The 18,620-nt window shown below is 35.0% G+C and carries 16 protein-coding genes, 1 pseudogene and 1 riboswitch; of the genes and pseudogenes, 7 read left to right on the forward strand and 10 right to left on the reverse strand.

Annotation, left to right across the window (positions count from 1 at the left end):
• Positions 1-21 precede the first annotated feature (21 nt).
• A riboswitch (SAM riboswitch) is annotated at positions 22-143 on the reverse strand.
• 228 nt (positions 144-371) lie between these two features.
• Positions 372-1,958: a phosphoenolpyruvate carboxykinase (ATP) gene (gene pckA / locus BWGOE10_RS23760; RefSeq protein WP_070145213.1), complete on the forward strand. Its 1,587-nt coding sequence runs from the start codon at positions 372-374 to the stop codon at positions 1,956-1,958.
• 499 nt (positions 1,959-2,457) lie between these two features.
• Here the strand turns inward: pckA and BWGOE10_RS23765 are convergent, their stop codons facing one another.
• On the reverse strand, positions 2,458-2,841 hold the full coding sequence (locus BWGOE10_RS23765; protein WP_070145214.1) for an ATP synthase subunit I: 384 nt from the start codon (positions 2,839-2,841) through the stop codon (positions 2,458-2,460).
• Between the two features lie 319 nt (positions 2,842-3,160).
• Between BWGOE10_RS23765 and BWGOE10_RS23770 the strand changes: the two genes are divergently transcribed.
• Entirely contained in the window at positions 3,161-3,382 is a 222-nt protein-coding gene (locus BWGOE10_RS23770; RefSeq protein ID WP_002123250.1) for a hypothetical protein, read from the forward strand.
• 28 nt (positions 3,383-3,410) lie between these two features.
• On the opposite strand, the gene BWGOE10_RS23775 is transcribed toward BWGOE10_RS23770, so the two are convergent.
• A complete protein-coding gene (locus tag BWGOE10_RS23775) occupies positions 3,411-4,316 on the reverse strand; it encodes a DMT family transporter (protein WP_070145215.1) in 906 nt (301 codons plus the stop codon).
• Between the two features lie 113 nt (positions 4,317-4,429).
• Positions 4,430-4,753: an iron-sulfur cluster biosynthesis family protein gene (locus BWGOE10_RS23780; protein WP_070145227.1), complete on the reverse strand. Its 324-nt coding sequence runs from the start codon at positions 4,751-4,753 to the stop codon at positions 4,430-4,432.
• A 342-nt stretch (positions 4,754-5,095) separates the two neighbouring features.
• Between BWGOE10_RS23780 and BWGOE10_RS23785 the strand changes: the two genes are divergently transcribed.
• Both BWGOE10_RS23785 and BWGOE10_RS23790 read left to right on the forward strand, forming a co-directional pair.
• Positions 5,096-6,016, forward strand: a complete 921-nt coding sequence (locus tag BWGOE10_RS23785) for a Nif3-like dinuclear metal center hexameric protein (RefSeq protein WP_070145216.1) — start codon at positions 5,096-5,098, stop codon at positions 6,014-6,016.
• Between the two features lie 139 nt (positions 6,017-6,155).
• Positions 6,156-7,163: a collagen-like protein gene (locus BWGOE10_RS23790; RefSeq protein ID WP_070145217.1), complete on the forward strand. Its 1,008-nt coding sequence runs from the start codon at positions 6,156-6,158 to the stop codon at positions 7,161-7,163.
• Between the two features lie 253 nt (positions 7,164-7,416).
• Here the strand turns inward: BWGOE10_RS23790 and BWGOE10_RS23795 are convergent, their stop codons facing one another.
• Together BWGOE10_RS23795 and BWGOE10_RS23800 are read right to left on the reverse strand one after the other, a co-directional pair.
• On the reverse strand, positions 7,417-8,634 hold the full coding sequence (locus BWGOE10_RS23795) for an ATP-binding protein (protein WP_070145218.1): 1,218 nt from the start codon (positions 8,632-8,634) through the stop codon (positions 7,417-7,419).
• Between the two features lie 25 nt (positions 8,635-8,659).
• Positions 8,660-9,889: an ATP-binding protein gene (locus tag BWGOE10_RS23800; protein WP_070145219.1), complete on the reverse strand. Its 1,230-nt coding sequence runs from the start codon at positions 9,887-9,889 to the stop codon at positions 8,660-8,662.
• A gap of 172 nt (positions 9,890-10,061) precedes the next feature.
• On the opposite strand from BWGOE10_RS23800, the pseudogene BWGOE10_RS23805 reads away from it, so the two are divergent.
• Together BWGOE10_RS23805 and BWGOE10_RS23810 are read left to right on the forward strand one after the other, a co-directional pair.
• Positions 10,062-12,088, forward strand: a pseudogene (locus BWGOE10_RS23805) (catalase).
• A 21-nt stretch (positions 12,089-12,109) separates the two neighbouring features.
• Positions 12,110-12,919, forward strand: a complete 810-nt coding sequence (locus BWGOE10_RS23810) for an alpha/beta fold hydrolase (RefSeq protein WP_070145220.1) — start codon at positions 12,110-12,112, stop codon at positions 12,917-12,919.
• Positions 12,920-12,968: 49 nt separating this feature from the next.
• On the opposite strand, the gene BWGOE10_RS23815 is transcribed toward BWGOE10_RS23810, so the two are convergent.
• The 4 genes from BWGOE10_RS23815 to BWGOE10_RS23830 all read right to left on the reverse strand — a co-directional run bounded on the left by BWGOE10_RS23815 (position 12,969) and on the right by BWGOE10_RS23830 (position 18,085).
• Positions 12,969-13,994, reverse strand: coding sequence for an ABC transporter permease subunit (locus BWGOE10_RS23815; RefSeq protein WP_070145221.1), 1,026 nt, complete (start codon positions 13,992-13,994; stop codon positions 12,969-12,971).
• Entirely contained in the window at positions 13,984-14,844 is an 861-nt protein-coding gene (locus tag BWGOE10_RS23820) for an ABC transporter permease subunit (RefSeq protein ID WP_070145222.1), read from the reverse strand. Before BWGOE10_RS23820 ends, BWGOE10_RS23815 begins: the two co-directional genes overlap by 11 nt.
• 307 nt (positions 14,845-15,151) lie before the next feature.
• A complete protein-coding gene (locus BWGOE10_RS23825; protein WP_070145223.1) occupies positions 15,152-17,218 on the reverse strand; it encodes an LTA synthase family protein in 2,067 nt (688 codons plus the stop codon).
• 186 nt (positions 17,219-17,404) lie between these two features.
• Positions 17,405-18,085 (reverse strand): YwbE family protein, encoded by a 681-nt coding sequence (locus BWGOE10_RS23830; RefSeq protein WP_070145224.1) that lies wholly within the window; start codon positions 18,083-18,085, stop codon positions 17,405-17,407.
• Positions 18,086-18,231: 146 nt separating this feature from the next.
• On the opposite strand from BWGOE10_RS23830, the gene BWGOE10_RS32995 reads away from it, so the two are divergent.
• On the forward strand, positions 18,232-18,393 hold the full coding sequence (locus BWGOE10_RS32995; RefSeq protein ID WP_171903138.1) for a hypothetical protein: 162 nt from the start codon (positions 18,232-18,234) through the stop codon (positions 18,391-18,393).
• A gap of 139 nt (positions 18,394-18,532) precedes the next feature.
• On the opposite strand, the gene BWGOE10_RS34095 is transcribed toward BWGOE10_RS32995, so the two are convergent.
• The gene (locus tag BWGOE10_RS34095) at positions 18,533-18,616 is read right to left on the reverse strand and encodes a hypothetical protein (RefSeq protein ID WP_367890491.1); all 84 of its coding nucleotides are present in this window, start codon (positions 18,614-18,616) and stop codon (positions 18,533-18,535) included.
• Positions 18,617-18,620 lie beyond the last annotated feature (4 nt).

Genomic DNA, 18,620 nt, shown 5'->3' on the forward strand with positions numbered 1-18,620 from the left:
CATACTGCTTTTTGCCCTTTGCTCTTATCGTTCGAGACCATTAGCCTCGCACAGGTTTTAGCACCTATTCACCTGTATTTACCACTACAAGTGAGGTTGCTGGGCTTCATCGGGCCTGTCCCTCCGCCAGCTCGGGATAAGAGAGTATCCGTCCCAACCTATACTAAAGAAATGATATTCATTTGTCAATTAATATTCACATTTTCCTGAAAGTTTTTCTCAATACGGATAGAATGAAATATAAATAAGGAAATGATACATTCACACAAACAAAAATAAATAAATAGTATACATTATTTATATAATTGTGTTATACTCTTGATGGGGATTACGAGAAATATTTCATTAAATGAAAAGGATGGTATATAAATATGAGTACTGTGAATGTCCAAATTGGTTTACATGAATTATTGAACGGAAGCAATGCACAGATTCAATTAAGTGTTCCGCAATTAGTGGAAAAAGTATTAATGCGAAACGAAGGGAAATTAACTTCTACTGGTGCCGTTTCTGCTTCAACAGGAAAATACACAGGACGTTCTCCTAAAGATAAATTTATTGTGAAGGAAGCATCGGTTGCTGACAAAATTGCTTGGGGAGCCGTGAACCAACCGATCTCTGAAGAACATTTTAATAAATTATATACAAAAGTTTTAGAATACTTAAAAGAAAAAGAAGAGTTATTCGTCTTCAAAGGATTTGCTGGCGCTGATCGCAACTATCGCCTACCAATTCAAGTTGTTAACGAATATGCATGGCATAATTTGTTCGTACATCAATTATTTATTCGTCCAACTGAAGAAGAATTAACAACTCACGAATCAGAGTTCACAATTGTTTCTGCACCAAACTTCAAAGCAGATCCAGCAATTGACGGTACAAATTCTGAAGCATTCATTATGGTTTCATTCGAAAAACGTATCGTACTAATCGGTGGTACAGAATACGCTGGAGAAATGAAAAAATCAATCTTCTCTATTATGAACTTCTTACTACCTGAACAAGACATTCTTTCTATGCACTGCTCTTCAAACGTAGGCGAAGAAGGCGACGTAGCACTATTCTTCGGTTTATCTGGAACAGGCAAAACAACATTATCTGCTGATCCAAACCGTAAATTAATCGGTGACGATGAGCACGGTTGGTCTGATAACGGTGTATTCAATATTGAAGGCGGTTGCTATGCAAAATGTGTAAACCTTTCTCATGAGAAAGAACCACAAATCTTCGATGCAATCAAATTTGGTTCAGTTTTAGAAAACGTTGTCATTGATGGCCAAACACGCATCGCTGACTATAACGATACTACTTTAACAGAAAATACACGTGCTGCATACCCTATGCATGCGATTGACAATATCGTACTGCCAAGTGTTGCAGGACATCCAAATACAATTATTTTCTTAACTGCTGACGCATCTGGCGTATTGCCTCCAATCAGTAAGTTATCAAAAGAGCAAGCTATGTACCATTTCTTAAGCGGTTACACTAGTAAGCTAGCAGGTACAGAGCGCGGTGTTACATCTCCGCAAGCTACATTCTCTACTTGCTTCGGTTCACCGTTCTTACCACTTGATGCATCTCGCTATGCTGAAATGCTAGGTGAAAAAATCGAGAAACATGATGCGAAAGTATTCTTAGTAAACACTGGGTGGACTGGTGGCGAATACGGCGTTGGTAAACGTATGAACTTAGGTTACACTCGTGCAATGATTCAAGCAGCACTAAGCGGTGAACTTGCTAAAGCTGAAACTGCAAAACACGACATCTTTGGCCTTGAAGTACCTCGTCACGTTCCAGGTGTACCTGACGAAGTATTAATGCCTGAACAAACTTGGGCTGATAAAGAGGCTTACAAAGCAAAAGCAATTGAGCTTGCAAACGAATTTAAAGAAAACTTCACAAAGTTCGATAGCGTTTCTGAAGATATTATTAACTTAGGCGGTCCAATCGCTTAATATATAAACTTTCTGTTGCAATAACCCTTTACTCATATGAATAAGTATCGTGTAGCCAAAAGTTTCGCGTACTCACCGACAAAACCCAATGCGGCTTAACGGTTACACATACTTACATAAAAAAGAAGCTTACGTTTTTCGCGTAAGCTTCTTTCTATATATTCTTTAATTTACCCACATACAAATCACAGCAAACAGATTTCTCACTCATTCTCTCCTTTTTCTTTCACACCGTATAGGGCTAAAAAAGGGGTCTGACCGCTTCTATCCACAGCTGGATCCTCTATTCCATCTGAAAAAGTTCCAAACCTAATTTTCAATTGATATACTCGGATTTTCACACATACAAACCACGGCTTCGAATACATAAACTCTTTTCCGACTCACTACATCCTTCTGGTTTCACATCGCATGGGGCTAAAAAAGGCCCTAACCGCTTCTATCCACCGCTGGATCCTCTGTTCCATCTAAAAAGAGGCTTTTCATCTTTTTATCTTTTTTAGCTCTTTGTTAATTCTTCTTCATCCTTCATACTATAATATCCTAAATTAATAACGATTAAGAAATAACCACCCATAATTCCTACTGCAAATGCCCACATTACCATATGATGCTCAATTTCGTACATAATAATAGCACCCAAAATGGCAGCTGCAAAGCGATTAAACATACCGAGCGTTGGTGCTTTCGTCTTCTTTACGATACTATCTCCAAGCTTTTCGATACGCCTTCCTAAAATCCAAACACAATACATGCTTACAATAAGTCCAATTCCTGCACCTAGAAAATGTGCTGAGAACGGTGTTAACATCCAGCCTAATAACAGAATACCTAGTAAATAATACGATTGAATTTTAAACGACCTTAATGACATACTAATCATGCTGTACTCCCCTTCAATGTTTTTTCTATTTATCCAACAAAAGCTGTATAACTCGTTCAGTTCATCATTAATAAACGAGTCCATACTACTTAAAAATTCATTTACACATCTATTTCATTCAAATTAAAAACAACATAAACGGTATGTTTATGTTGTTAAAATGCTTTTAGAAAATAATATTATACAAGATTTCTAATATAGAATCCCTCATAAATGTGACGTTTTTCCAAACATTTTCCGTCCATTTATGAAAAAATTGATATCAATCTATGAACATACGGATATGATGTAATAAGCACATAAATAAAGGGGGCGTCTAATGATTTATTTTTTAATGGCTCTCATTCATCTCATTGTTCCTGCACTTATTGGACTTTCATTATATTGGTACACGAAAAAACATAGTATTTTCTATGCTGTCCTCGGTGTTCTTCTTCCAGGAATTATTCTAATTACACTCTTCCGCATTCCTTTTCTTAATTTAATTCCACTTATTACTGCTATCTTGTTTCTCATCTTCTTACCAAAAATAAAAAAATAGGAAAGCAGATCATAGGTGATCTGTTTTCCTATTTTGATATAGGTTCTTGCACGATAGAATGAGATTCTACTTTCTCTGATTTCACAAACCATAGACCGAAGAAAATGATAATTCCACCGATAATTTGTTGTAACGATACATATTCATTTGCCCATACTGCAGCAAATAAAACAGCTACGAGCGGTGTAATATACATATATACCATCGTGTGCGACGCACCAATTTTTTGTACACCAACATACCACATAACTAAACCAAATACCGTTACAAAGAAAATAGAATAGAGCAAGGCAAACCATGTCATCCCGTGTGTAATGTGAAATGGCATTACAAATACATGTGGACCACTTAACAATAAGAGCGGAACCGCTCCAACTAATGTCGACCATGCAGTAACACGTAATGCTGAGTATTTTTTAATAAGCGGCCCTGCTAATACAGGATAAAGTCCCCAACATATTGATGTAATCAGTCCAATCCCATTTCCGTAGAAAGAACTAGCGAGTGAATGCCCCGCTACTAAAACTAATGTAGCACCAACAAAGGCAATCATGGAACCAACTAACTTTCGAGAAGAAAATTTTTCTTGTTTCAAGAAAATCGAAAATAAAGTTGTAAAAATAGGTGAAATAGAAATGAGTAAAGAGGCATTTGTAGCCGATGTATATTGTACCGTTTCCATGAATAGCGTTTGATACAGTACAATACCTACCGTGCTAACAATGATTAATCTTGGTATATCTTTTCGCTCCATATAAAGTGACTTTTCAATAAAGAACGTAAGTAATAATAATAGTGGTGCTGCTGCCATCATTCGAACTGCAGTAAACTCAATCGCTGTAAATTCTAAAAGTCCGTATTTCGCAATCGTATAGTTAATCCCCCAAATAATAACGACACTTAAAATTAATAACTCAATTCCCCATCTTTTCATGCGCAATCCCCTCCGCAAAGAGAATTATACAGAAAATTCAATCAGATGTACATTTCATTATGTGAAAAAATCCATAAGAAAAAGGAGCATATTATATACTCCCTCTCTCTTCATTATACTCGAACATGTAACTTCATATTCGGATTATAAAACTGGCTTGGGCTCTTCAGCTGAAAAGTTCCTCCAACTTCATGCCAATCAACCGTTAACTTATCATCCATAAATACAAGCTTTGTACGATCTGCAATAAAGTTCAGTACACTCGATTCAATATCTACATCGCGCTCATCTTTCTCTGAAACGGCTACTAAATCAATAATCCCACTCATGACACAACCGCAACCTTCATTATCATAAAATAGCTTTATATATTTCGCTTCACTTGGAATCGTATCCATAATCTTTTTATATGCTGCCTCTGTTACAGTAACGTACATGCGTGAATCTACATCCTCTCTTCTCATATCATTCATATATTGTACCATTCTTTTTCTTAATTCCATCCATTTATTGTATACAGAAAATTAAGACTAATATACAATATATGTGATAAAGGAGGTTGTATCATCGATGTTCAAATTACGGCGATACCCCATTTTCTTAGGTCTATTAGGTAGCTTTTTTATCTCTAGCGGCATGATATTACAACACATACTTCCCTACGCTCCTTCTATTGGCTGGATTCTAGGTTTTATTTGTTTTACATCCGCTTCTTATTTTGCTATGAAAAATAAAAACAGCTAACAAAGTAAGAATTATCTTAAGGAGGATTACCAAACATGCCAGCCTTAAAAGAAATAGAACAATCACTTAATCATTTATTCCAAATTGAAAAATACGGAAAAGACAGTGCCTTTAGTCGCTTCATTCCAGCTACATATGATCAAATCCAATTTCCATGGCAACAATTTTTCGAAGCAAATTTTGTTAAGCTATTTAACGGTCTTATGATAAGAGGTGCTGAAAATGTAAACACAATCTTTTTAGCTGTGTTCCCAACTGATGATGTTCTCGAAAAATTCATTTCACAATCCATGCCAGGTGATTTACTCTTCATGCACCATCCACTTGTGATGGAGTGTGGTGATCCACTCGGAAAATCAGGGCGAGGATTTATTCCAATTCCATCAAAATATTTGCAGGCGATAAAAGAAAAGAAACTTTCTATATATACATGTCACGGTCCAATGGATTTTCATCAAACGTATGGAACGAGCATTTCAATTGCAACAGCATTAAACGCTACTGTAGTTGACGGCTTTGCATATGGAGGTCCAGAAAAAGAACCAGTCGGACTCATTTGTGAAATAGATGAAACAACAACAGAAAAACTCCAAAAACGTCTAAAACAACTCTTCAACATTCCCTATACAGACTTCGAAGGTAAACAACATGATTCCATCAAGAAAATTGCAATTATCGCTGGATGTGGCGATGTCGTATCTTTAATGAAAGAAGCAGAAGAAAAAGGTGCTGAAGCATATATTACAGGAGAGATCCATTGCCATATCGACAATGATTACGGCAGACATAAATACTCGCTCATTATGGATTATGTGAAAGAAACAAACATGTCGCTCATCGGTGTGTCACACTCTGCCTCTGAATATTTAGTGAAAGAGACATTGATGTACGATTGGTTTAAAGAGAATTTTGATGTAGATGTTACTTTGCTTCCACAGGAGATATGGTGGTTATAGAACTAATAAAACCTCCCCCTACTTTTGAAATCTATATACACAATACAATCGGCCACACAAAAATATAGAATCTACAATATATATATAGTGGTTCTACTTTTAAAACTAGATTTTCAAAACTATAGAAAGGAGACAATATATGTACCAACGCAATTGCTTTAGTTGTGACGGTAGACGCAACAGTGGTTCTATCGGAAGCACTGGACCTACTGGCGCTACAGGTCCTACTGGCAATGCCGGACCTACCGGGACCGGTTTACAAAGTACTACCGCTTTTAGTCTAGCAGCCGCTCCCAACTATAAAACGGGACAAGTTGTGACTTACACGAGTAGCGGCTATGTTGTAAAAAAAGATGCACCTCAAGGGTTTCCGAATGTGTCCCCAGATTATATCGTATTAGTAGAAGGTGGGCCTACTGGGGCTACTGGAACAACTGGTTCTACTGGTTCTACTGGTTCTACTGGGATCACTGGACCTACTGGTGCCACTGGTTCTACCGGCATCACTGGACCTACTGGTGCCACTGGTTCTACCGGCATCACTGGACCTACTGGCATCACTGGTTCTACCGGCATCACTGGACCTACTGGTGCCACTGGTTCTACCGGCATCACTGGACCTACTGGCAACACTGGTTCTACCGGCGTCACTGGACCTACTGGTAGTTCAACAGCGAAAAGTATTGTTTTTCAAGGGACGAATGCTGGATTTCAACGTATAGCAGGTTCTCCAGGAATTGATTCTAACGTTATTCCGTATGTAACTGCTGGAGCTGGAAATATAGTTGGTTTTTCTGCATCTATAAATATTAATAACTTACCCGCTGCTGTTTATACGATTGATATTTGCAAGAATGTCCCAACAAACCTCTCGGCTCCTACCCCTAGTTACATTCTATCTACTATTACTTTAACTACTACAGATAAAATTACGGGGACTATGACATTTTCAATTAAACCTACAGATATTGGCTCTAGACAACCTCAAGTATATAACCCTACTCCAGCACCTGGACCTGCCAATGTAACTTGGACTAGTATTACAACTGGAAACCCGGTTTCGAGGGGGGATGCGATATCTCTTTATATTACCCCCGGGATTACAGCAAGTGCTGTATACTCTATTTTTCTAATCACTGATATATAACCCACACTTGCAAATCATTCATTTTCCAAAAAAACTCGCTACCGAGGCCGAAAAATTACAAATAAATAAAAACAAATAACAGACAAATTCATTATATACTTCCGTTTTAAAACACCCATATTTTGGATCGTGAATTTGTACAATATATCAATATTGTACACATCCCCTCTATTGAAATTCCGTACCTCCATCCACAATGAAAAAGGAAATCACTCTCAAGAAAGTGATTTCCCCTTTTTAAAATATCCCACTGTTAAACCGGCAACATAATCTCAACAGTCGTTCCAACTCCAACTTCGCTTTCAAAGTTCAATTTGCCGTCGTGATCTTTAATAATTTTTTCCGTAACTACTAATCCTAGGCCTGTTCCAGTTTCTTTCGTTGTGTAAAAAGCTTCATTTAGCTTCGGAATTTTATCTTTTGGAATACCACATCCCTCATCTATAACTTGAACAATGATTACATCTTCCACTATAACTTTCACAGTAATAGTTCCGCCAACTGACATTGCTTCAATCGCATTTTTTATTAAATTAAAAAATACTTGTTTCAATCGTTTTTCATCACATGTAATTGAAGGTATATCTTTACTATAAATAGCATGCATTTTTATTCCTTGTTCTAAAGCTGGCTTTTCCATAACTCTGATAACATAAGAGATGATTTCTTTAATATTATGAGTTTCGGTTTCTACCGATTTAGATTTCTCAAACCCATTTAGCTCTGTAGCAATTGTATGAATTCGCTCTACTTCCTGCCTCATAATTTCACTATAAATCTTATCTTCTGGATGTTTTTTCGCTTGCTTGTTCACAAGCTTTTTTAATTTTGCTAACGGTCTTCTAATCTTATCGCCAATTACTGTTGCCATTTTTCCAACCATCGCTAATTTTTCTACCTTTTGTATTTCTTTGTCCATCATTTCAAGTGTACGAACGTAAGATTGTAATCTTAAAAATATAATCCAACATATAATAGCGAATACGCTACATAATGCTATTGGGATAAGAATAATAAAGGATTGAACAACGAATCCCATCAGTGCATATTTGCCCACAATAGTTCCGGCAACTAACCAAAAGTATCTCTTATTCACAAATATCGGTGCAAATAAAATAAAGAATCCTTCTACTACATTCCCGCCATCAAATTCCGCATCACTTCCGTAATAAATAATGAAGTTATTAATAAAATCCAATATATTATAGCCAATTAAAATAATATACTTCACAATATACGGATTTTTCCATTTCATAAAATAAAGTCCGATAAAGAATAATCCAATCATCAAACTATATAGCCATGGACCTAATCCTTCTCCAAAAACATCTGCTAGTTTTTGATTTTCATCTGATAAAAAGACAATAGCCTTTTCAGCGAAATCATACGCAAAAAATATAAAGAAGAATAAGCTTAAAAATATTTTTAACGCCTTTATCTCTTCTTTTTCAAATATATTGCCTTTTTCCATATGATAGCTCCTTTAACAACACCTCTTAATCTTGTGTCACATTGCGCTCACATTTTTCCGGGAGCAGTATTTCCACTCTCGTTCCTTTCTTTACTTCACTAGAAATGTGTAATTCTCCACGATGCTCTGTCATAATTCGCTCTGCTACCGTAAGACCTAATCCAATTCTATCTTGCTTTGTTGTATAAAAAGCATCCTTAACTCTTCCTAAATTAGCCTTTTTTATCCCAAAACCACTATCTACTATACTTACTATTACGTAATCTCTTTTTTTATTTTCAACTTGTATTTTTAATGTTCCGCCATGTTCCATTGCCTCTAAAGCATTTTTAATAACATACAAAAATACTCCTTTTAATTTACGTTTATCACATTCAATTTCACTTCTATTTTGATCTTCATTAAAATGGAAATTTATATTTAACTCATCCATTTTTTCGCGCATATTTTCTACTGCCTCTACTACAACATCACTTACAATGTGTTTTTCATAAACAGAAGGTTTACACGTAGCAACCTCCATTAATTCGCTAATCATGTTATTCATATTTTCTATTTCAAGAATCATTTGTCCATATGTTGCATCTTTTTCGTGTTTCTCTTTTTGTAATTGCGTAAACCCTTTTAATGAAGCCAGTGGGTTTTTAATTTCATGTCCGACTGTCGCTGCCATTTTTCCGATAACCGCCAATTTTTGTAACTGACTTGTCTCTGCAATACTTTTCTTTACCGCTGAAAGATATTGTAAAAATCGATTTAAAATAATAAATGACACGAAAAGCAACAACATACTTATAACAAGAGGTAGAAACAAGTTAAGTTGCCCAAATACAAATAGGTATATCATATACTTCCCTATAAGAAATGGTGCTAAGACAAATAAATACCTTTTACTCAAAAATATCGGTACGAAGAAAATGAAAATAAATTCAATTATATTCCCTTCATCAAATGCTATTGTATTATGAAAAGCATACCATCCAATGTTAAAAACCTCTGCGATTATGTATGCAAATAAATATGTATATTTAACTAAATATGCTTTTCCTCTCTCAAATAAGTAAACACTAATACCTAATATAGCCATAATATATACAAGCTTCCATATCACTTTATGCCAATTTCCTAAAGGCATTGTATCTTCTAATATAATTGCGTATGCAACCTCATATACAATTAAAATAACATGTATTACCCATAAGAAAATCTTAGCGTTTGTCTTTTCTTCTTTAGCTGATAGAAAACTCTCTCCCACTTCAACACCCCTTCAAAAGAATACCATTTATTATAATAAATGATTTTCATAGACAAACAAAGATAAATTGAACAAATGAGGAAAATCAATCCATAGATAATATACTTCTCCAAACCATATGTAAGCATAAAAACCATGAACAATAATACGTATAATATGGGAGGTGCTTTATATGGACGGTCGTGAAAATAAGAAGATAGAACAGTTACAATCCTTTACGAAAAACAATGAAGGAAAAGAGATGACGACGAATACGGGTGTTAAAATTTCAAATGATGAAAACTCTTTAACCGCCGGCGATCGTGGTCCTACCCTTCTAGAAGATTTCCTTATGCGAGAAAAGCTTTCTCATTTTGACCGTGAACGAATTCCTGAGCGAGTCGTTCATGCACGAGGATACGGCGCACATGGCGTTTTCGAGCTATATGAATCTTTAGAAGGGCTAACAATGGCCGACTTTCTACAAGACCCTTCAAAAAAACGCCGCTTTTCGTTCGTTTCTCTGAAGTAGCGGGATCAAAAGGTGCAAATGAAACGAACCGGGATGTACGAGGGTTCGCTGTTAAGTTTTATACAGAGGAAGGAAATTTCGATTTAGTAGGAAACAACATTCCAATTTTCTTCATTCAAGATGGTATTAAATTTCCCGATCTTATTCACGCTCTTAAACCCGAGCCACATAATGAGATTCCCCAAGGGCAAACAGCACACGATACTTTTTGGGACTTTATCGCCAATAATCAAGAATCAGCTGCGATGATGATGTGGATTATGTCGGATCGCGCAATTCCAAGAAGTTTTCGAATGATGCAAGGGTTTGGCGTTCATACATTTCGTTTAGTTAATAAAAATGGAAAGTCCCGCTTTATAAAATTTCACTGGAAACCAAAGCTTGGTGTGCACTCATTAATTTGGGATGAAGCTCAAAAATTAGGCGGTGCTGATCCTGATTACCATCGCCGTGATTTATGGGAAAATATTAATGCTGGAAACTACCCTGAGTACGAACTTGGTATTCAAATTTTAGAAGAAGAGGATGAATTTAAGTACGATTTCGATATATTAGATGCAACGAAAATTTGGCCAGAAGAAGACTTCCCTGTTAAAATCATCGGAAAAATGACGTTAAATCGGAACGTTGATAACGTATTTGCGGAAACAGAACAAGTCGCACTACACCCTGGAAGTATCGTCCGCGGTATTGATTTTACAAATGATCCTCTCTTACAAGGTAGACTCTTTTCTTATACAGATACGCAATTAGCCCGCGTCGGTACAAACTATCAAGAGTTACCGATTAACCGCCCGGTATGTCCTTTTCATAACAATCAAAGAGATGGTGCGTCTAAATATATAATTGATAAAGGAAAAGTCGCTTACCATAATAACTCTTTAGCTAATAACTCTCCCTTTACTGTACCTGGTACAAAAGGCGGTTTCGTTACATATCCTTCTACTGTTTCTGGACATAAAACGAGAGAAACAGCCGCTAGTTTTAAAGACCACTTCTCACAAGCCCGTTTATTTTGGAATAGTATGAGCCACGTCGAAAAAATCCATATTATGCAGGCCTTCTCCTTTGAATTAGGAAAAGTAAAAAGTAAATCAGTTCGCCAACAAGTCGTAAGGATGATTGGTCATATTAGTACAGAATTAGCTACTTTAGTAGCTGAAGCAGTTGGGGCAACAGTACCAAATGTTCAAGAATCACATGTTACAAAATCCTCACCCGCACTAAGTATGGCAAATACAACATTCAGCCCAAATACATTAAGAGTAGGAGTCATTGTCGCAAACGGATATGACGGTCAAAACTCACAATATATTATAAATCAATTAAAACAATCCGGCCTTCAGCCAGTTATTATTTCCGAACGATTAGGTTTTGTGCAAGGCTCTCAAAATGGACAGTGGGATGTAAATGATACTTTCTTAACTGGATCACCACTTCTTTACGATGGTCTACTTCTTATTGGTGGAAATATTGATGATCATTTTCTTAACAAGGCAAGTTCATTTGTCGTAGAATCATATAATCACTTTAAGCCAATCGGCGCTTTCCAAAATGGAACCACTATTATTCAATCTTTAAACATCGAAGGAAAACCTGGCGTTATAACAGAACAAAACCCTACATTACTTGCGAATGAATTTATTCAGGCAATGACAAAACAGCGCTTTTGGGAGAGAGCCTATTAAAATGCATGAGGAGGATACATCGTGTTCGTTACAGTTGAAAAAGATGTACACATTTTTGTTGAGGATATTAACCCAGGCCCCGGAAGTAAACCAGTCTTCTTCGTTCATGGCTGGCCTTTAAATCATCAAATGTACCAATATCAATTTAATATCTTACCACAACATGGTTTCCGCTGCATCGCCATGGATATACGAGGAAACGGGCAATCTGATAAACCATGGACTGGTTACACTTATGATCGTTTAGCTGATGATATCGCAATTGTACTAGAAGCTCTTCAAATAGAAAACGCTACGTTAGTCGGCTTCTCAGTCGGTGGCGCTCTCTCTATTCGGTATATGTCACGATATAATGGGCGTCGTATTTCCAAACTTGCATTAGTGGATGCTGTCTCTCCTTCTTTCGTGAAAAACCAAGAATCCCCTTACGGCGTACCGAAAGAACAAGCAGATGCTCTGATTGCTCAAATGTATGCAAATTTACCTAAATTTCTTAATGATGTATCTTTATCATTTTTTAATAGAAACTTAGGAGCGGCTACACTAGAATGGTTTTCTTATCTCGGTATGCAGTCCGCTTCTTATGCTCTCATCAAAATTTTGCAAGCAGCTGCAAACGAAGACGTAACGAAGGACTTAAGTAAAATTAACGTCCCAACAAAAATATTTCACGGTGTTCACGACCAACTCATTCCTTACAAAAGTGCTGAGCTAACAAAAGAGCGAATTAAAAACTCTGAACTATATCCTCTTACAAATAGCGGCCACGGCTCTCCAATCGATCAAGCGGATGAATTAAATAAAGAACTAATAAAATTTTTAAATTCATAGTTCCGCTACAGTAAAAAAAGAATTTGCCCTTACGGCAAATTCTTTTTTCTTAACTACCTTTTTCTATCGATTTAGAAGATACCGGAATGAACAATGATTTATCTATGTCCTTCTTTTCCTGTCTTTGCACATATGGCTCATTCTTTGTCTTTTTATACATAGAATATAGACTGTTACCGTGCTCTTTCTTTATTCCTTTAATCATCATATGTAAAACGAATATAGAAACAGTAAAGAATAGTAATGGTGCAATGACAATCCATGGTGCTGCTAAAAATTCACTTTTGTATAGACCAATTAAACCAGCCCATTCATTCGTAAGTGAGAATGGTTTTCCCGTATCATAATCTACGCCTCGTCCCCCTATTAAAATCCCAAAGAACGCCAAATGAATTAATAACGTAAATAATTGAACAAATTGCTGTAAAAAAAGAACGACAAGAATTTCTTTTAAATACAACCATATATGTTTTCTAATAATCCGAAACTTTGAAGCACCTAATATTTTCGAAGTTGTAACAAACTCATTTTTCATAAATAAATTGATTTCTTGATTCACATATAGAATAACAGCTGGTAACAGCGCAAAACAAAGAACCACAAACTGCTTTATAATAATATCCATATTAAATCCAGTTAATTGACTGTGTAACATGATTGGAAACATCCACAAAATCGCCCATAGCACTGTCGGAATAAAGAAATATACTTTACATATTTTTTGAAATAAATTTTGTACTATAGATGGTGTATGAGCTAATGCTACACCTAATATAGTACCGAGAAACACTTGAACAACACATACACCAAATACAAATAAAATTGTAAACTTTGCACCTACTAGTAATTGAAAAAACAAATTAAAACCATTACGATCTGTACCGAGTGGTGGTATTGTAAGCGGACTAAACGGAGCTGCAGCAATAACATCCCCATTCGCATCTTTCAGCCAAATTGTCTTACTCATATATAAATCCTTACCAAACCATGTAATAAGATAACTAATTACAACAATCCCTACAAAGTAAAGGACACCACACAAAAAACGTTTGGAGCCAAAGTTTCTATATATCATGAGAAGCCCCTCCTGTAATACGATTCACTCGGTAATGTATAATAGCAAATAGAATATAGAATGGAACAAATAATAAAAGAATCCACCATGCCATCGTTAAAGGATTTAAAGTGCCTGCCCTTATTAAGAAAGACATATATCCCGTAATATTAAAAGCTCCCTCTACCATTAAAAGGCTTGAAATCATGAACAAAAAAAGCGGCTGCAAGTGATTTAATAAATGGTACATAATATTACGTAATAAATGAACATACAGTATATATTTATTACTAAATCCTTTTGCGCGAGCAAATTCCACATAAGGCTTATTCTTCTCTTCCATTAAAAATAAAACGATAACACGGAAAAAATGAAGAGTTGGAACGATAGTCATACAAAGAATAGGTAAGACATATGCGCGTTCATCATTAAACGCATAAATAGTAACAAAGCGATATCCTGTCTGTTTATAAATCCATACAACAAATAACTGTAAACTAAAAATTAATAACAAATCTGGAACCGATTCTATTAAAATTAAACACCTCTCAATCCACTGCTTAATTTTAGAAGAAACTAATAAGTATACGAATGAAAGGCCAATTGAAAGGATAATTGTTAAACAAGTAGCGATAAAAAGAATAGTCATAGAATACGTATAAGGTTCAATAATTCGTTCAAAAAAGGGAATTGACTGCATAGTGTTCGTATCAATATGTGCAATCTCCTTTGGAGAAGCTAACCTCTGTAAATATGTAATAAAATCAAGCTTATTTCCTAGAAAGAAATAGAATGGTACGTAGCTCACAGTAAGAATAACTGCGATGCTAATGATAAATTCTGTTATTTTCTCACCCCAAAAACTCTTCAATATCCCACCTCTTTTTTTAAAATTAACACACAACTTTATTATAACTGATTTTTCTGAAATTTTAATATATTTTTAAATAAAAAAACGCTTAGCAATCTTAAATATTCTTTTACGCATTAAACAAATTATCCAATTATACACTAAACGAAAAATTCACACACTTCTCACAAATCAATCATTAAAACGATTCTATTTTAATTTATACTAAATGTACAAGTAATACTCCCTAAACCCAGCTTGTCTGGTTACCCTGTTAAATACTATAAAAAAAAGAACTTGTATCGTATACAAGCTCTTTTTTTGTCGCCTATTTAAATAATATCTCCTTACTATATTGCTTTCCGACAAGTAAGTCATATTGAATAAGCTCATATTGCTTTAGCATTTCTTTTTGTTTTTCTGTTAAACTTTTTATTGCTTTTCCATCTTTTCCTATCCTCAATTCGTCACGAAGTACAGGAATTTCTTCATATAACTTCGATAAAAATTGGTAGAACGGTACCTTATTTAACCCAGCATAACCAAAGACAAGATTTGAAAAATAAATTGGACTTACTAAGCCTAAATTGTCATTTGGTATCTCAAAATTTGCATACATTAATAACGGCGTTTGCGCCATCGCTAATCGTTCACTTGGCGTTTTTTCATTCGTTATATAACCAGTCTCTTTATAAAGAGATTTATTTGTTCCTAGTGATGGGAGATGGTCCCCAAAGAATACTAATAATGTAGGTCTATCTAAATTATCTAGCTCCTCTATTAAATATTGAAGAGCTTCATCTGAACGTCTTAAACCTTCTGTATAAGTCTCTAATTCAGCCTTCGATTCTTCATTTTCTAAACCACTAATCTCTATTTGATTTTCGCCAAATCTTCCTTCTGTAAATGGAAAATGATTTTGCATTGTAACCGCATGAATAAAAGTAGGTTTCTTTTGCTTCTCTAATTCAGCTATTATCTCTTTACTCATAGATAAATTGCTAATATAATCTCCATCACCTTCTACATTTTCCATCGTATCTTGTGCATTAAACTTATCAAACCCTAACACTTTATATACATCATCCCGTTTAAAGAATGAGCGACCGAACGAATGAATTGCACTTGTATAATACCCTTCATTTTTCAAAGCTCGAGGAATTGATGGAATTTCTTTCTTATTTGTAACAACTTGCTGATATGGTATAGATCCTGGTTTTAACAAACTCATTGAATAACTCGTTAACGCCTCAAATTCAACGTTCGCAGTATTTCCTCCAAATGTTGGCGAAATAGTTTGTCCACCTGGAAAACTTTCTATATAATGATGTAAATTCGGTAAAGGATCTTCACTAAAGGAAAGATTCGTTAATTTCGTTGGATCCCAAAACGATTCACTCATTACAAAAATAATATTCGGTTTCTCTTTTTGCTTCTGCGCCCCTATATTGCTACTATATTGTTTCTTTATGTCGTTTGCTATTTGAAGCATATTTTCTTTTGAATAATCTTTCGGCTTTTCAATGACTGTCGTATCTAAATTACTTATAAAGCCTAACACAAAACCATTCGAAGCATAATTTTCATTTTGATTCCACAAAACGAACTCTATACCCGACTTTTGAAACCATTTATTCATAAACGTATTCGTAAAATTACCATACGCATATAAAACAAAAACGGATCCTATTATAAATAGAACTCGTACACCTGCATGAACTTTTACATTTTGAATATATTTCCTTATATACATACCCACAAAAATACAGGCAACAACACTTACAATAACGAGAAGAATATAACCCCAACTAAAATAATCCATCACCATCGGTATAACAGATTGCATATGTCCAATCTGTGTAAAATCAGAAGGATATAGAGGGTCTCCCCTAAAAACAATTTTGAAGTGATTTACAATAGCCAAAATGATTAGCAAAATGCTTGTCAAAATAGTACTCAAAAAAACTTTCCCAAGCACGTTATACACCAAAACATATATCGCATAAATTACAATTAAACTAAATATAAACTGTGTATTATAATTGTAAATCCAATTCAGTGTATTTACGAGATCCATATTATTTTGCGTAAAAATAAAAAGCAAAGTAACCACATGGGCTACTAAAAACATTCTAATATAAATCCTAATAATCGGTTTAAATTTATTAACTATACCTTTATTTAAATATGCAACATACAGTAGTACAACCCACATCAAAATTGTCATTATGCTTAAAACAATTTTTTGATTTAACATATCTTTTATCGCATCTAAACTAAAATATTTTAAAATCAAAAAAAGTGTGGGTACTACATATAGGGTTACTAGGCCACTTAACATCGCTGAAATTAATATACTTCTTCTTGGCTGATGAAATGAAAAATTACCCCTCAATTCATTCCCTCTTTTCTGTTTATTAATTTCACCTCGCACCGCAATAAAATATTACTTATATAAACATAACATATTATGTACACACCGTCTTTTCATGCGAATCCCCACATAATGACATATTTTATTTCTTTTACATACCGAACGAGAAAAAAAGAGATTTCCTAAAAAGGAAATCTCTTTTTTTCATTATCCAACACTTTGCACACGGCCAATTTGTCCATCTTGTAATCGAACTTTAATTCCGTACGTATGTGTTTCCGTGTTTGTTAAAATATCTTTCACAACACCGCTCACAGTTTTACTATAATCTTTATCTAATTGAATAACTACATGTGAACCGACCGAAATTTGTGATCTTGTCGGTTTCCCACCTGTTGCTTGTGTTGTTTTTTCTTGTTTTGTAGACTGTTGTTGCTGTGCTTTCTGTTGCTCTTGTATCTTTCTTTGTTCCTCTTGCTTATGCTTCTCTTCTTCTACTCTTTGTTGCTCTTCTTGCTTACGCTTCTCTTCTTCTACTCTTTGTTGCTCTTCTTGCTTACGCTTTTCTTCTTCTACTCTTTGTTGCTCTTCTTGCTTATGCTTCTCTTCTTCTATTCTTTGTTGCTCTTCTTGCTTACGTTTTTCTTCCTCTACTTTTTGCTGCTCTTCTTGCTTCCGTTTTTCTTCCTCTGCTTTTTGCTGCTCTTCTTGCTTACGTTTTTCTTCCTCTGCTTTTTGCTGCTCTTCTACCTTCTTACCTTCTTCAACTTTCTTCTCATCTATTTTCTGTTCTTCCGCTGCTTTCAGCTTTTCCTCTTCATCTTTACAAGCTGTTAAAACAACTACACATAAGCCTGTAAGTAAAAATAATAATAATTTCTTTAACATTAAAAAATCCTCCTATATATACATTACAAATAATGACCTTTAATAGAATAGCAAATATGTATGAACTCCCTTGTCGCAATTTGTCGTATGTATTGAATTTTCCATGTAACACTTCATGCTACAGTTGGAAAAAGGAGGGCTTCGATATGAATATACCTACATTTTCATTTTCCAAAATCATTTTCCTCATTATTTACTTCATGCTATATATTCCATTCTTCATTCGAATTATCTCTCACAAGCCGTTAGAACTTGGATTGTTCTCTCATACTCTTATCCTCTTTTCCTTTTTAGCAATTACCATTTAAAATTACAAAAAGAAGAACAACAACAAATGGACTAATTGTAGAATGTATAAAGGCGCTTTCTGTGTCTTTATTAGTAAAAACAAAGACAAGACACCCATATATGGACTTATCCCCGTCAAGTAGACAACTGTAAAAAAGACTATGCAGCCATCGAAATTCGATATTCGATCGGAGCTCGATGATTGAGTCGTTTTTGGAATCGTTTGTAGTTATAATGATAGATGTAT

Source organism: Bacillus mycoides (assembly GCF_001757995.1).
Classification (GTDB): domain Bacteria; phylum Bacillota; class Bacilli; order Bacillales; family Bacillaceae_G; genus Bacillus_A; species Bacillus_A mycoides_B.

Bases quoted from the DNA above. Each gene is read 5' to 3' on its own strand.
- BWGOE10_RS23830 (WP_070145224.1), bottom strand. From the start codon at position 18,085: ATGTTAAAGAAATTATTATTATTTTTACTTACAGGCTTATGTGTAGTT.
- BWGOE10_RS23765 (WP_070145214.1), bottom strand. From the start codon at position 2,841: ATGATTAGTATGTCATTAAGGTCGTTTAAAATTCAATCGTATTATTTA.
- BWGOE10_RS23780 (WP_070145227.1), bottom strand. From the start codon at position 4,753: ATGTACGTTACTGTAACAGAGGCAGCATATAAAAAGATTATGGATACG.
- BWGOE10_RS23775 (WP_070145215.1), bottom strand. From the start codon at position 4,316: ATGAAAAGATGGGGAATTGAGTTATTAATTTTAAGTGTCGTTATTATT.
- BWGOE10_RS23790 (WP_070145217.1), top strand. From the start codon at position 6,156: ATGTACCAACGCAATTGCTTTAGTTGTGACGGTAGACGCAACAGTGGT.
- BWGOE10_RS23795 (WP_070145218.1), bottom strand. From the start codon at position 8,634: ATGGAAAAAGGCAATATATTTGAAAAAGAAGAGATAAAGGCGTTAAAA.
- pckA (WP_070145213.1), top strand. From the start codon at position 372: ATGAGTACTGTGAATGTCCAAATTGGTTTACATGAATTATTGAACGGA.
- BWGOE10_RS23785 (WP_070145216.1), top strand. From the start codon at position 5,096: ATGCCAGCCTTAAAAGAAATAGAACAATCACTTAATCATTTATTCCAA.
- BWGOE10_RS32995 (WP_171903138.1), top strand. From the start codon at position 18,232: ATGAATATACCTACATTTTCATTTTCCAAAATCATTTTCCTCATTATT.
- BWGOE10_RS23770 (WP_002123250.1), top strand. From the start codon at position 3,161: ATGATTTATTTTTTAATGGCTCTCATTCATCTCATTGTTCCTGCACTT.
- BWGOE10_RS23815 (WP_070145221.1), bottom strand. From the start codon at position 13,994: ATGATATATAGAAACTTTGGCTCCAAACGTTTTTTGTGTGGTGTCCTT.